We start from the raw sequence: 14,517 nt of genomic DNA on the forward strand, positions 1-14,517 counted from the left end.
TCGACGGAGAACATCGAGGCGTCGACGTCGCGGAAGACGCGCACCTTCACGGGGACGTCGCGGGCGGCCTCGTAGTTCGAGACGTCGCCGGGGATGAACGTCGCCAGGAATTCATGCTCGCCGGCGTCCCCCACGGAGGTCGAGGGGTCGTCCTGCCACGAGAAGCCCTCAGGCAGGGCCACGTCGGAAAGCGTTTGGCCGTAGGCCGCCTCGACGGGGGCGGGCGCCTCGAACTCCGGGGCCGCCTTGGCGATGGGGAACCCGATCTCGCAGGAGCCGCGGTAGAAGCCCCCGCCCGACACGACGGCCGTCGCCTCGCCGGCGTTCACGTTGTCGCGGTACTCGACCGAGTAGGAGCCCTCGGGCACGACGCCCGAGGAGACGGCCGGCTCGTGCGCCGTGCCGTCGTAGACGAGGCCGGCGGCGTCGACGGAGAACATCGAGGCGTCGACGTCGCGGAAGACGCGCACCTTCACGGGGACGTCGCGGGCGGCCTCGTAGTTGGCCTCGTCGGAAGGGGTGTATGTAGCCAAATACCCATGCTCGCCGGGATCGCCCACGGAGGCGTCGCCGGCGTCCTGCCACGAGAAGCCCTCAGGGAGCGCGAGGTCGGCGAGTTTTTGGCCATAGGTTGCATCGAGGGCATCAAGCGCTGGGAGCGCCTTCGTGATATTGAATTCATAGCGCAGCGTGCCTACCGCGCGACCAATGCCGGATATGCTGATCGATGCGGTGCCGGCAGAGACGTTGTCCGAATACGAAACCTTGTAATCGACCCCTTCTTGAAGATTTGACGACCGAATCTCCTTCGTAATCTCGCTTCCGATATAGGGGGAATCACTGCAGTCCACTTCGAACATGTCATCGCGCAAGGCGATTTGGGCCCGATAAACGTCTCTATCCCAAGGAATACTAGCGAAAGGGAACGCATCCCCGGCCCGATTCACCCACTTCCCAGTCCAGCCCTCAATCAAAGAAGGCTCGATCACCGTCGTCTTCCTCTCGTACAAACCAAACCCGTACCCTACCGCGATTTGCCCAAGTCGCGAGCAATCATAAAACATGTCGTCCATATTTCTAACACCCGAGACGTCCCAGCCGGAGGCGTCGAGGGACGCGAGCGAGGAGCAGCCGTCGAACATGTTGCCCATATCCCGGACGCTCGAGGTGTCCCAGCCGGAGGCGTCGAGGGACGCGAGCGAGGAGCAGCCGCGGAACATGGAATCCATATACGTGACGCTCGAGGTGTGCCAGCCGGAGACGTCGAGGGACGCGAGCGAGGAGCAGCCGCGGAACATGGAATCCATATACGTGACGCTCGAGGTGTGCCAGCCGGAGACGTCGAGGGACGCGAGCGAGGAGCAGCCGTAGAACATGCCGGACATGCCCGTGACGCGCGAGGTGTCCCAGCCGGAGACGTCGAGGGACGCGAGCGAGGAGCAGCCGGAGAACATGGAATCCATGAGTGTGGCTGACGAGGGGTTCCAGCCGGAGACGTCGAGGGACGCGAGCGAGGAGCAGCCGGAGAACATGGCGTGCATGTCCGTGGTGTTCGAGACATTCCAGCCGGAGGCGTCGAGGGACGCGAGCGAGGAGCAGCCGTAGAACATGCCGGTCTTGTCCGCGGCGTACGAGACGTCCCAGCCGGAGGCGTCGAGGGACGCGAGCGAGGAGCAGCCGCGGAACATGTTGCCCATATCCCGGACGCTCGAGGTGTCCCAGCCGGAGACGTCGAGGGACGCGAGCGAGGAGCAGCCGGAGAACATGCCGGACATGTCCGTGGCGTACGAGACGTCCCAGCCGGAGGCGTCGAGGGACGCGAGCGAGGAGCAGCCGTAGAACATGCCGCTCATGCTCCTGACGCGCGAGGTGCTCCAGCCGGAGGCGTCGAGGGACGCGAGCTTGGAGCAGCCGGAGAACATGCTGGACATATCCGTGGCGGACGAGACGTCGAGGCCGGAAAGATCCATGGTCTCGACGAGCGAAAGGCTACCGAACAGGCGATCAGCATATTCCGAGGTTTTGACACCCGTCACAACCCTGACAGCCCAATGCTTCCCCTGTATTCTGAAGCACACCAGGGCGCACGACTGGAAACATTAGGCAACTGCCCCACTTCAGCGCCATCTTTCGGGCGAATCGTCAGGCAGCCTTCGGCATCGATCATCCATTCGCAGCCGCCCCAAGCTTGCCAGCCATCGGTCTGGGCGGCGGCATCGTTGAATCCATCGGCTTCCCCATCGGCCGCGGCAGCCGCTTCTGCGACATCAGCCGAAACGTCGGAACCCGCATCATCATTTTCAACAGCATCCTGCACGGGAGCGCCAACACCCACGCCATCCGCCGCAGCATCGCCGTCGCCGGAAACGCCGCCGGGCTGCACGCCGTCGGCCTCCGAGCCCGCGACGTCACCAGTCGCACCAGCCGCAGCGCCATCGGTGGAAGCACCCGCGCCATCGACCGCAGCAGCAGCGGTGCCCCCTTCTTCATTTACCGTCGCCCCCTCTTGCGCCATCGCCGGCGCAATGGGGCATAGCCCTACCGCAAGCACGAATGCCATCGCGCCCTTAAACGCGCGAGCTACCAGGTGGTCGACTTTTTTCATAGCCTCTCCCATCACACAATAATCCTACGTTCCATTATCCCCCCACATTTTAAAAATTTGTTGCACAACATTTTCGCAACCCCCTCTACGCCTCTGTGCGCGATTTATGTACTCTGCTATTCTGTGTTCGGTTTTTGTGCTACACTTTCGAAATCCGAACAAGAGAGAGAATTCCCATGGCACTTACCCATAACCAATTCAAAGTCATCAACGCCCTGTCGCAAACGGCCGGGCTCACGCAGCGCGAAGTCGCTGAAACCACGGGCATGGCCCTGGCCACGGTGAACGTCGCCATGAAGGAATGCGCCGAGGAAGGCCTCCTCGAAGACGGCCGCCTCACAGCCAGGGGCATGGCCGCGCTCAAGCCCTACGCCGTCGACAACGCGGTTATCCTGGCCGCCGGCCTTTCCAGCCGCTTCGCCCCCATCTCCTACGAGCGCCCCAAGGGCCTGCTCAAAGTGCGCGGCGACGTGCTCATCGAACGCCAAATCGAGCAGCTCAAGGCAGCCGGCGTGAACGACATCGTGATCGTGGTCGGCTACAAGAAGGAATCGTTCTTCTACCTCGAAGACAAATACGGCGTGAAAATCGTCGTCAACCGCGCCTACGCCGAGCGCAACAACAACAGCTCGCTCATGCTCGTGCGCGAAATTCTGGGCAACACCTACATTTGCTCTTCCGACAACTACTTCGAGGAAAACCCCTTCGAGAGCCACGTGTGGAAGGCGTACTACTCCGCCGAATACTCCGAAGGCCCCACGAAAGAATGGTGCATGCAAACCAAGTCGCATGACCGCATCTCGAAGGTGACCATCGGCGGCAGCGACGCCTGGTACATGATCGGCCACGCCTACTTCGACCGCGCGTTCTCTGAGCACTTCCGCGAAATCCTGGAAGCCGAGTACGACCTGCCGCAAACGCGCGACAAGCTCTGGGAGAACCTCTACATCGAGCACCTCAACGAGTTCGACATGACCATCCGCCGCTACGAGAATCCCATCATCCATGAGTTCGACTCACTCGATGAGCTGCAGGAATTCGATCCGCTGTTCCTGGAAAACCTCGACAGCGAGATCTTCGACAACATCGTGGCCGTGCTTGGCTGCGAGAAATCGGAAATCCACGACGTGTACCCGCTGAAGCAGGGCATCACGAACCTGAGCTGCCACTTCGCCACCAACGACGGCGAGTGGGTCTACCGCCACCCCGGCATTGGCACCGAGCTGCTTATCGACCGCAACGCCGAGAAGGCAGCGCTCGAAACGGCCGCCAAGCTCGGCCTCGACGACACCTTCGTGTTCGAGAACCCGCGCCGCGGCTGGAAGATCTCGAAGTTCGTCGTCAACTGCAAAAACCTCGACGCCCACAACGGCGAACAGCTCGACCAGGCCATGCGCATGGCGCGCAAGCTGCATGAGTCGAACGCCAAGGTCGAGCGCAGCTTCAGCTTCTACGACGAAGGCCGCAACTACGAGCGCTCGCTGCTCGCCCGCGGCCCCATGAGCGTGAACGACTGGCAGGAGATGAGCGACCAGGCGGCCAAGCTCAACGAGTACCTCGTGGCCGACGGCGGCGAGCCCGTGCTGTGCCACAACGATTTCTTCGGCCTGAACTTCCTCATCGACGAAGACGGCAACACGAGCCTCATCGACTGGGAATACGCCGGCATGGGCGACTACGCCAACGATTTCGGCACCTTCTGCGTATGCGAGCAGCTCAGCGAAGATGAAATGCTCCAGGCGCTCACCAGCTACTTCGACCGCACCCCCACCGACGCCGAATGGCGCCACAACCTAGGCCAGGTCGGCATGGCGGGCTGGTGCTGGTACGCTTGGTCGCTGCTCAAAGAAAGCGAAGGCGACAACGTGGGCGAATGGGCATACATCTATTACCGCCACGCCAAGACGTACCTGAAGAAGGCACTCGAACTCTACGAAGCAGCCGGCAAGTAACCCGCCGGCACAACGAAAACACGTACGTTATCGGTCAGGAGAAGACATGCAGCAGGATATCGCGGCCCTTCGCAAGCAAAGGCACCGCTCGTTCATGATGAAGGGCATCGCCTTCGCCGTGGCATCGGGCATTTGCTACGGCCTATACACGGCGTTCCTCACCTTGGGAGAAACCCAGGGCGTGTGGGGCGTGTGGTTCGCGGGCGATGCCTGGAACGGCAACGCCCCGCTGAGCGCGTTCGCCATCACCTTTACCCTTGCCGCACTGGCAGCAGGCCTCAACGACCTGTTCAGCGGCCTGTGGTCGCTCGTCATGTGCGCCAAGAACGGCCAGCTCGGCGACCTGCGCAAAACCATCGCGACCAAGCCCGGCCGCGTCATGATGCTCTGCGCCGCCATTGGCGGGCCGTTCGCGACCATCGCCTACGTGGTCGCGCTCAACTCGGCGACCGCCGCAGGCAACCCCGGCGTCATCGTGCCCATCGCGGCGCTCAACTGCGCCATTGGCGCCGTGCTCGGCCGCATCCTGTTCAAGCAAAGCCTCGGCGCGCATAAAATCGCCGGCGTGCTCGTGTGCCTGGCCGCCGCTGCCGCGATTGGCGGCACGAGCTTCGCGAACATGGGCCCCGAGGCGCTGTTCGGCTGCCTGTTCGCCTTCCTGGCCGCATTCGGCTGGGGCTTCGAGGGTTGCGTGGCCGGCTTCGGCACCGTGCTTATCGACTACCGCATCGGCATCGCCATTCGTCAGCTTACCGCGGGCCTGCTCGAGCTCGTCATCGCCTTCCCCGTTCTCGCCGCCTTCGGCGGTGACATCGCCAGCGTGCCCGCGATTCTCGCAGGCGCCGTCACCGACCCGGCCATCGTGATTTTCGCCATTTCGGGCCTGTTCGCGATGCCCGCGTTCTCGTTCTGGTACAAGGGCAACTCCATGTGCGGCACCGCCCTGGGCATGGCTTGCAACGGCATGTACGCCTTCTGGGGACCGTTCTTCATTTGGATCGTTCTGGGCGTGCTGAACATCGGCGGCATGTCGGCCGACTATCCTCCCCTGTCAATCATGCAGTGGGTTGGCGCGCTCGTCATGGTCATAGGCATCTTCCTGATCGCCGTAAATCCCGCCGATCACCTGGCAAAACGAAAGGAGCAGAACAATGAAGAATAATCTGCCGCCCCTTTACTACGCCATTATTGGGCAATTCAAAGACGATGCCGAGCATTGCGCCGCCGACATCGTGGCCGCGCTCGAGAGCGACTACGCGGGCTACAAGCTGCTCACCAACAAAGACGTTGAGGAGGCCCTTGCAACCGCGAAAGAGAACGGCATTCTCGACGAAACGCGCGCCGACCTCGACGACAACGACCAACTGCGCGTCTTCTACCGCATGAGCGTTTTCGGCGGCGTTATGGTGAGCCAATACCTCTAGCTCCGAAGAAAATATTAGCCGCCCAGAGCGAATGCCTTCGGGCGGCGTGCACGAAAAAGTCCCGCCGCGAACAAAGCCGCGACGGGACTTTTGTCTTGAGGCGATGGAGGCTTTACCGTTGCTCAATCATTCGATGCGATTGGGACGCCCGTTACTCAATCGCGACGGCTTGGCTATCCATCATTTGCCACGTCGAGAAAAAGACCCTCGCATCCCTCGTCACGTCGCCCGAAATAGAATCGGAAACGTACACGATGCCTTCTTCGTCATCGTAGCCCTTCAGCACAACCGCGTGGTTTCCGCCCCACAGGCCGTAGCTGTGGCCGTTGTACCACGAAGCCGCATAGCGCCCGCCGGGGTATCCGCCCCATTCGGTGTTCCATACTTCAATCGGCTGGCCACACGCCAGGCGGTTCTTCAAGGCGGGAATGGAACTGAACGACACGTCCACGGCGCGCAGGGAGCTTCCCGCAGCGCTCAAGTAGTTGTTGCCCGCGATGACGATTGCGGGGGCCACGCAGCCGTTGAGCCCGCCTGTTCCCGTGAACGGATCGCCAGCGAACGCCGTCACGAAATTATTGCTCCAGCTAATCGGAAGATAGTGGCCCGCAATAGTCGTCTTAGAAAGGCCGAACCCGTAGTAATTCAGAAGGTTCGTGAGCGCGACCGATTCGCAACCCGTCGGCAACTCTGGATACTGCATGAAGCACGGAACATCGACCCATGCGCCGACCATCGCGCCCGACGAGCTGAACTTGTAATCGACCGAGCCAACGTACTGCCAGCCGCCGCACGCCATAGCGCCCCACGAGTTGAGGTAATACCAGTTTCCGTCAACATAATTCCAGCCCGTTTGCATAGCGCCGGAATTGCCGAGCAAATACCAATGGCCGTCCCAATACAGCCAGCCCGTTTGCATGATTCCCTGATCGTTGAGGTAATACCACGTGCCATCGAGCTCTTGCCAGCCCGTGAGCATAAGCCCCTCGTCCGAGAACAGGAACCGTTTGCCATCGAGCTGAACCCAGCTGGCAAAAGGCAGGCCGTCTTCACCGGTCACAATAATGCCGTCGGCCGACTGCACGCCCTTGCACAGAATCGCGCCGGAGGAACCCGCATAGAACGCTTGGCCATCGTCTGTCACGACCCACCTGTTCGACGCCATGGCTCCAGAAGCATCGTCGAGGTAGTATTCGACGCCATCGAGCTCAACCCAGCCCGTCTGCATGGCATACGTTTCCTCGTCAAGGTAGTACCGGCAGCCGCCATCGGACAGCCAGCCGCTCTGCAGCACGCCCGAATCCGAGGCGTAATACCACGCTCCGTCAAAGAAGAACCAACCCGAAGCCATGGCGCCATTCGAGTAAAAACCATAGGGGGTGCCGTCGATTTCGCACGGGCCGTTCGCCATTGCACCGGTCTCGCGATCGAGCCAATACCACGTGTCTCCCTCAAGCAACCAGCCGCGTTCGAGCACGCCCGTCGGCCTCAAGGAATACCATGCCCCATCGATCCAGCGCCATCCAGTTGCCATGGCTCCCGACGATTCGTCGAAGTAGTAGGTTGCGCCAGAGATTTCGAGCCACCCCGTTTGCATGGCGCAGGTTTCCTCATCGAAGTAGTACCACGTATCGCCAATTCCAAGCCAGCCGCACTCGAGCATGCCCGACGGCCTTGCGTAATACCACAGCGAAGCCTCGGAATCATACGACCAGCCAACCGTCATAGCGCCCTCATGGGCGCCCGAATCGACAAATCGGTACATGCAGCCATTGCATTCGACAACGCCCGTCGCCATAAGATGGGTAGTGGGGTCAAACCAGTACCACGTATCGCCGAGCTTGAGCCAACCCTCACAAAAGGAATCCTGGGCATCGGACGTAAGGTAAACCCAGCCGTCTTCGGTTTCATTCCAGCCCTTCGTGTACGTCGGATGAGTCGGCTGAGACGGCTGCGATCCAGCTGCGCCAGCTTCAGACCCGCAAGCCGACGGCGTAGTGGGTTCCGGGTCGGCTGCCGATGCGGCCGCCTGGACAGAAGAACCCGCGCCCGGCTCAGTAAGGGAATTCGACGTTGAGCTCGCGACATTCGCGGATTGAATTACCTGCGTTTCATGAGTCGCCGCACTATTCAGGGACGCATCGTCCGCCCAGCAGAGCTGAGATGGAACAAGAAGCGCGACTCCCATGAGCAGCGCCGCTTTTCCGTATTTCATAATCCTGCTCGATTCTTGCACTTTTTCGACTCGATACTTGCGGCGATAATTGTAGCAATGATTCACCCAGGTAACATTTTTTTAACGAGAAAGAACGGGGGCGGTCAAAATCGACGGAGAGAGCCGCACAAAAAAGAGCGCTGGCGCACATCAGCGCGCCAGCGCACAACAAGCCGAAAAGCGGCATCACTCGCTTCGAATCGAAACATCCATTGGGCTACTTCCTTCAACGATGGCCTTCCGCATGCCTAAACGGCAGCTCCATCATTGTCGGCGCCCTCCGAAATATAAGACATGGTCAACTTCTCTAATAGTACGTCACAACTTTCGTGCCATAGGGAATATTGTCATAAATCCATTTTGCATTCTGAATTTCAAGACGCACACACCCGGCCGACGACGGAACGCCCATGGTCGGATCCATGATTCGGTTGCTGTTGACGTAGTACGGGGAGGAATGGAACAGATAGTCACCGTAGAACTGCGTGTAGTAATAGCAGGTGTAACCATGGCCGAACGAGTAGCCCTTGCCGAACACCTCATACTCGCCGATGACCGTCGGCGTTCCAGCCCTTCCCGTAGAGCACACATAGCGCCTGTTCAAATCCCAATTGCCCTGTGAGCCGTAATAAATGCTCGTGACGCACCGGGACGTGTCGACCAGAATGAGCCAGTTCGTGCGGCTTGCGTAGCTTTGAGCCTTCGCATTCGTTGAGTCGGAAACCCAAACGCCGTTCGACTTAAAGTAATACCAAGAGCCATTGATCCATTGCCAGCCCGTGGCCATGGCGCCATTGCCGTCAAACCAATACCAGGCGCCGCCCGAAGAGAACCAACCGGTTTCCATGCGGCCAGACGCGTTCGCGTAATACCACGTGCCATTCACATCAATCCAGCCGGTCTGCATGGCGCAGCTGCTCTCGCTGAAGTAGTACCAAGAGCCGCCATCGTAGAGCCAGCCGGTTTCCATGCGTCCAGACGCGTTCGCGTAATACCACGCGCCCCCAACATAGATCCAGCCAGTTTCCATGCGACCGGAATCGTTCGCATAGTACCAGGAGCCGTCGACATCGATCCAGCCGGTCTGCAGAGCGCCGCTATTTCCGAAATAGTACCAAGCGCCGTTGTCGTCCAACCAGCCAGCACGTGCGCATCCGCTTTCGTCAAAGTAGTACCACACGCCGTCAAACTGCTTCCAGCCCGATGAGGGCGCATGGGTTTCGGGATCGATGTAGAACTTGCAACCGCCCAGTTCAACGAAACCGGAAGCGGGCTCAAGCACGCCATCGGCATTCGGAACATACAGCACGCCGCCGTCAAGCTTGCCGCAAAGCGCGCCATCGACGCCCGCGAAAACCGTCGTTCCGTCCTCGGCGGTCACCCATTGGCGCACGGCAATTTCACCGGAGTCACTTGCGAAGTAGTTCGACCCGTCAGCCGAGAAATATCCCGTAGCCAACTTAAGGTCATTTGCGGGGTCGAGATAGTAAGAGCTTCCGTTTATAGAAAGCCATCCCGAATGAGCCGCGCCCGAAGCATCGGCGTAGTACCGGTCGCCGCCATCGAGAATCCAGCCCGTGGCCATGGCGCCAGAAGCGTCAAAATAGTAGCGCGTCGACGAGATGTCACTCCACCCCGTTGCCATAGCGCCATGCGCCGAAGGGTCGAGCCAGTACCACGTGCCGCCAAGCTTCAACCAGTCAGTCTCGGGCTGGCCATCGCGACCGTAATACCACGTTCCGGCACACGAAACCCAGCCGTCGACCAAGCCATATTCGCCAAGCAAGTAGTCCTGGCCGTCAACCGTAACGCACCCCTGCGCCATAGCGCAGTCATTATCGGAATCGAACCAGTACCATGCGCCGCCGATCAATTCCCAGCCGCCAGCCATAGAGCCCGAAGCCTTCGCATAATACCAGGCGCCGCCATCGTAAAGCCAGCCCGTAGCCATGGCACCCTGGAAGTCGCCGCCCTGCGCCAAGTAATAGCGCGAACCCGAAAGCTCTATCCAGCCCGTAGCCATTTTGCAGCCCGCCGAGGAATCGAACCAGTACCAGTGGCCGTTGATGTATTCCCAGCCCGAAACGAGCGCTCCATTGCGCACGAAATACCAATCGGAGCCAACAGCATTCCACCCCTCGCTATACGAGGGCTGTTCGCCCTGCTCGTCAGAACCGCCTTGGTTCGCATCGTCTGCCACCGACTCGCCGGCAGGCTTGACCTGCGATGTGCCGACCGGCTCCTGCGAAGGCGCGGCAGCGGAAGCAGCCAAAGGCGGCCTCCCATCGAACTGATTGGCAGAATTCGCGGAATCGGCTGCTTTCTGCTCAAGCGCATCGGGAACCTGGTCGCCACACGCGTTGGCATCGAGCGCGAACGCCGCGCTCGGCACGGCGACGGCAAACGCCGCCGCAGCGAAAAGCGAAATGACTTGGAATTTCTTCATCATAAAGCTCGTTTCAGAATAGGCATTAGCTTAGGCGATTATACCAAGAGAGGCACCAAGTCGCCCTGATGCCTCTTCTGTTCGCGGCCATGTTTGCCGCGACTGGATATCGTTCGCCGAGTTCAGGAAAACTAATCTTCCTGCTCCACGTAAATGCCCTCTTGTTTGAACACCGTAGCGAAGGTCTTGAAAAAGATCTTCACGTCAAGCAAGAACGACAAATGGTCGACGTAATACACGTCGAGGGCAAGCCTATCGTGCCACGGCAGCGAATTGCGGCCGTACGCCTGGGCGTAGCCCGTAATGCCCGGCGTCACTTCGAGCTTGCGACCTTCATCGCCTTGGTACAAGGCCATTTCGGAATCCAAATCGGGACGCGGGCCAATAATGCTCATGTCGCCCTTCAGCACATTCAGGAACTGAGGGAACTCGTCGAGCGACGTCTTGCGCATAAACGCACCGATTTTCGTCATGCGCGGGTCATCGGCGCCGTTGTAGGTGCTGCCGTCTTCCATCTTCAAATCGGGCGCGTTCACGTACATAGAACGGAACTTGTACATGACGAACGGCTTGCCGTTCTTTCCGACGCGCGGCGCGTTGTAGAAAACGGGCCCCTTGTCTTCCAGATAAATCATCGGCGCAAACACGATGAACACGAGAAGCACGAACGGAAGCGCAATAAGGCCGAGCACGATATCGAGCACACGCTTAAAGAAGTGCTTATACACCCGCGGCCTCGCATTCGGCATACGCTTCGCCGAAGCAGGCGATAACGTAGTCGACCATCTCGTCGGTCATCTTAGTGTTCAGCGGCAGCGAAACCTCATTCTCGAATTGCGCGAGCGCATTCGGGTAATTAGCAATATCGAAGCCAAGATTCTTATATGCGGTGAGCATCGGAAGAGGCTTGTAATGCACGTTGCATGCCACTTCTCGTTCAGCCATTTTCTCGATGAACAGGTCGCGGAATGCGCGAGACTTGCCTACAAGGCGCGCCAGGCACAGGTGGCCCGACGAAGTGATGTCCTCATCGAAGTGATGCAGGAATTGCACCTTCTCGCCAGCAAGCGCGTCGGAGTAATGCACGAGCATTTCGTGACGACGGGCAAGCAGCTCTTTGTAACGAGACTGCTGGCCCAGGCCAATAGCTGCCAGCACATCGGTCATGTTGCACTTGAAATACGGCGCCACCACGTCGTATTCCCACGAGCCGAGCTTCATCTTCGACAGGGCGTCTTTGCTCTGGCCATGCAGCGAGAACAGCTGCAGCTGCTTGTACACGGCTTCGTCGTCGATGCCCTCGCGAGAACGCCACGTGAGCGCGCCGCCCTCGGCCGTGGTGAAGTTCTTCACGGCGTGGAACGAGAACGAAGAGAAGTCGGCCACAGAGCCAACCGGCGTGCCCTTGTACGACGCGCCGTAGGCATGGGCCGCGTCGGTAATCACGATGCAACGGTCGAACGCCTGCTGCAGGCCCTCTGCGGGATGATACAGGTCACGCTTGGCTTCCACGGCCGCGAAAATGCGGTCGTAATCGCACGGAACGCCGCCGAGGTCGACGGGGATAACAGCCTTCGTGCGCTCGGTGATTGCGGCCTCCATGGCGTCGTAGTCCATTTGGTAGCTGTCGGGAGCGACATCGACCATAACGGGCGTTGCGCCAACGTGGCATACGGGGCTCACCGTTGCAGTGTAGGTGTACGCAGGCACGATGACTTCGTCGCCTTCGCCGATGCCGAGCAGGCGCAGGCACATCTCGAGCGCCGCAGTGGCGGAATTCAGGCAGCACGCTTTGTTGGTGCCGCAAAGCTGGGCAACCTCACGCTCGAGCTCTTTCGTTTTGGGGCCGGTGGTGATCCAACCCGATTTCAAAGCCTCGACAACTTGGTCGATTTCAGCCTGAGTAATATCGGGAGGAGAAAACTCAACACGCATGGTATGCAACCTTTCTTCGGAAGCCATTCGAGCGACGGCTTCACCAATTCACGCGCACTACTATAAACCGAGCAGCCGCCCCATTACAAATAAGCGGAAGACTTAACGGGAATTCCAAATAGCGAAAACGGCACGGAAAGCGCTGTTCCCGTGCCGTTTCTTTCCATATAAAACCCTAGGGGACGTATTGTCTAAGCGAACGGTCGCTGCACGCCATATACATGGGGATGGATGCTGTTCACCGTCGACATTACCGTGACAGACGGCGGCCACGCCTCGATAACCTTGTCATCGCCCAGGTAGATGGCGACATGAATGATGGTGCCGTACCCGTTGTCGTAATAGATAAGGTCGCCGCGCTGGCGGTCGGAATACGAGACGCGCTGAATGGGAAGGTTCCACATGTTGCGGGATTCATATTCGTATGCTGGGTTGGAATGACGCTCGGGGCTCACCGGCCACGGGTCGAAACCTGCCGCATACAGCCCTTGCATCGCGAGGCCGCTGCAGTCGACGTAGCCACCAGGGGCCTGGCTATAGCATGCTTTATACGTATCGCCGTAGTACTCATACGCGGTAGAAATCATCGCCTCGATGCGCTCTTCGCGCGTGTTGTTTTCATCGGCCAAAAGCGGGCTTACATACCACCCGCGCGAGCGCATGTCGGAAAGACGATTGTTCTCGCCCGCCAAATAGCTCGGAGAGGTGGAGTCGGACGTCATAAGGCCATTGGAACCGAAATAGTAATAGTGGCCCGAGTTGCGCCACCAGCCTGTTTGCATGGCTCCCGACGACTTGAGGTAATACCATTGGTCGTCGCCTTCAGTGCCAAGGTTGATCCATTCGCTCGAGACCATGCCGCCCCAATCGCGGAAGTAGTACCACGAGCTGCCGATTTTCTCCCAGCCGTTGCTCGACATAAGGCCGGAATTCGCGAAATGGTACCAAGCGCTGCCAATCTGCGCCCAGCCAGTTTCCATGGCGCCCGAGTCGCGTAGCCAATACCAATCGCTGCCCAGCTGCAGCCAGCCGGTAGCCATGCCGCCCCATTCATGGAAGTAGTACCACGTACCGCCGATGCGATACCAGTCGCCGGCGGCCATAATGCCCGAGCCATCGAAGTAGTACCAGGCCCCCGAAATAAACTGCCAACCCGTTTGCATCACGCCGGAGTCGGAAAGGTAATACCAATCGCCGCCAAGCTGCAGCCATCCAGTAGCCATGACATGGGTCATGGGATCGAAATAGTACCAATCGCCGCCATCTTCAAGCCATGCCGAATCGGCGCAGCCAGAGCTGCTGAAGTGATACCAGTCGCCATCGACGAGCTCCCAACCGACGGCCATGCGCCCAGAAGCAGAGGGCTTGAGCCAATACAGCTGGCCGCTGAAATCGATCATGCCCTCGTACATCGCATACGTGCCCTCTTGGAAGTAATACCAGCCGCCGTTATACGAGTACCAGCCACTCACAAGCACGCCCAACCCATTCGAGCAGTACCAGGAACCGTCATCGAATTCCCATCCATACGTGAGCGCGCCCGATTGTGCAAAATGGTAACCCATACCGTCAATCTCAACGACGCCCACAGCCATAACGCCGGTCTCGGGATTGAGCCAATACCACGCGCCCCCGTATTTGAGCCAGCCCGCATACAAATTGCTTTGCGCGTCGTAATACAGCCAGTTGCCCGATTCATCCTGGACCCAGCCATGCTTGGCTTCATCAGCCACAGCCAGGGCGTCGCTTCCATCGGCAGCCTGGTCGGCATATGAAACCTGAGGAATCGCGAACAGCGTGAAGGCCATTGCAATTGCAAATAATCCCACGCTTCCAACAAGCGCATTTTTCATTTTGGCAGTCATGGCAAAACCTCCCCTTTCAGTTGGAACCATCATAAACGAACCTCGCCGGGGTTGCGTCGAAAAGACCGTTTGCCC

Annotated in this window: 10 protein-coding genes; 3 read left to right on the forward strand and 7 right to left on the reverse strand. The window is 59.4% G+C overall.

Annotation, left to right across the window (positions count from 1 at the left end; genetic code table 11):
* A partial coding sequence (locus Q0D41_RS03360; RefSeq protein WP_294375186.1) for a BspA family leucine-rich repeat surface protein occupies positions 1–2,036 on the reverse strand: 2,036 nt, incomplete at its 3' end.
* Positions 2,033–2,605: a hypothetical protein gene (locus Q0D41_RS03365; protein ID WP_294375188.1), complete on the reverse strand. Its 573-nt coding sequence runs from the start codon at positions 2,603–2,605 to the stop codon at positions 2,033–2,035. The genes Q0D41_RS03360 and Q0D41_RS03365, both read right to left, overlap by 4 nt.
* Positions 2,606–2,781: 176 nt before the next feature.
* Between Q0D41_RS03365 and Q0D41_RS03370 the strand changes: the two genes are divergently transcribed.
* The 3 genes from Q0D41_RS03370 to Q0D41_RS03380 are packed head-to-tail and all read left to right on the forward strand — an operon-like array spanning position 2,782 to position 5,981.
* A complete protein-coding gene (locus Q0D41_RS03370) occupies positions 2,782–4,557 on the forward strand; it encodes a phosphotransferase (RefSeq protein ID WP_294375191.1) in 1,776 nt (591 codons plus the stop codon).
* A gap of 46 nt (positions 4,558–4,603) precedes the next feature.
* The gene (locus Q0D41_RS03375; RefSeq protein WP_294375194.1) at positions 4,604–5,719 is read left to right on the forward strand and encodes a hypothetical protein; all 1,116 of its coding nucleotides are present in this window, start codon (positions 4,604–4,606) and stop codon (positions 5,717–5,719) included.
* Entirely contained in the window at positions 5,709–5,981 is a 273-nt protein-coding gene (locus Q0D41_RS03380; RefSeq protein WP_294375195.1) for a hypothetical protein, read from the forward strand. Before Q0D41_RS03375 ends, Q0D41_RS03380 begins: the two co-directional genes overlap by 11 nt.
* A 151-nt stretch (positions 5,982–6,132) precedes the next feature.
* On the opposite strand, the gene Q0D41_RS03385 is transcribed toward Q0D41_RS03380, so the two are convergent.
* The 5 genes from Q0D41_RS03385 to Q0D41_RS03405 form a co-directional block, all read right to left on the reverse strand.
* On the reverse strand, positions 6,133–8,196 hold the full coding sequence (locus Q0D41_RS03385; RefSeq protein WP_294375197.1) for a C39 family peptidase: 2,064 nt from the start codon (positions 8,194–8,196) through the stop codon (positions 6,133–6,135).
* Between the two features lie 307 nt (positions 8,197–8,503).
* Positions 8,504–10,645, reverse strand: a complete 2,142-nt coding sequence (locus Q0D41_RS03390; RefSeq protein WP_294375200.1) for a L,D-transpeptidase family protein — start codon at positions 10,643–10,645, stop codon at positions 8,504–8,506.
* 128 nt (positions 10,646–10,773) lie between these two features.
* A complete protein-coding gene (locus Q0D41_RS03395; RefSeq protein WP_294375202.1) occupies positions 10,774–11,370 on the reverse strand; it encodes a sugar transferase in 597 nt (198 codons plus the stop codon).
* Positions 11,363–12,577, reverse strand: coding sequence for a DegT/DnrJ/EryC1/StrS aminotransferase family protein (locus Q0D41_RS03400; protein WP_294375205.1), 1,215 nt, complete (start codon positions 12,575–12,577; stop codon positions 11,363–11,365). The genes Q0D41_RS03395 and Q0D41_RS03400 overlap by 8 nt, the downstream gene beginning before the upstream one ends.
* Before the next feature lie 191 nt (positions 12,578–12,768).
* Positions 12,769–14,442, reverse strand: coding sequence for an NlpC/P60 family protein (locus Q0D41_RS03405; protein WP_294375208.1), 1,674 nt, complete (start codon positions 14,440–14,442; stop codon positions 12,769–12,771).
* Positions 14,443–14,517 lie beyond the last annotated feature (75 nt).

It is taken from the genome of uncultured Slackia sp., assembly GCF_934630525.1.
Taxonomy (GTDB): Bacteria; Actinomycetota; Coriobacteriia; order Coriobacteriales; family Eggerthellaceae; genus Slackia.

Coding starts and splice junctions, on each gene's coding strand:
- Q0D41_RS03365 (WP_294375188.1), bottom strand. CDS start 2,605: ATGAAAAAAGTCGACCACCTGGTAGCTCGCGCGTTTAAGGGCGCGATG.
- Q0D41_RS03390 (WP_294375200.1), bottom strand. CDS start 10,645: ATGATGAAGAAATTCCAAGTCATTTCGCTTTTCGCTGCGGCGGCGTTT.
- Q0D41_RS03385 (WP_294375197.1), bottom strand. CDS start 8,196: ATGAAATACGGAAAAGCGGCGCTGCTCATGGGAGTCGCGCTTCTTGTT.
- Q0D41_RS03405 (WP_294375208.1), bottom strand. CDS start 14,442: ATGACTGCCAAAATGAAAAATGCGCTTGTTGGAAGCGTGGGATTATTT.
- Q0D41_RS03400 (WP_294375205.1), bottom strand. CDS start 12,577: ATGCGTGTTGAGTTTTCTCCTCCCGATATTACTCAGGCTGAAATCGAC.
- Q0D41_RS03375 (WP_294375194.1), top strand. CDS start 4,604: ATGCAGCAGGATATCGCGGCCCTTCGCAAGCAAAGGCACCGCTCGTTC.
- Q0D41_RS03380 (WP_294375195.1), top strand. CDS start 5,709: ATGAAGAATAATCTGCCGCCCCTTTACTACGCCATTATTGGGCAATTC.
- Q0D41_RS03370 (WP_294375191.1), top strand. CDS start 2,782: ATGGCACTTACCCATAACCAATTCAAAGTCATCAACGCCCTGTCGCAA.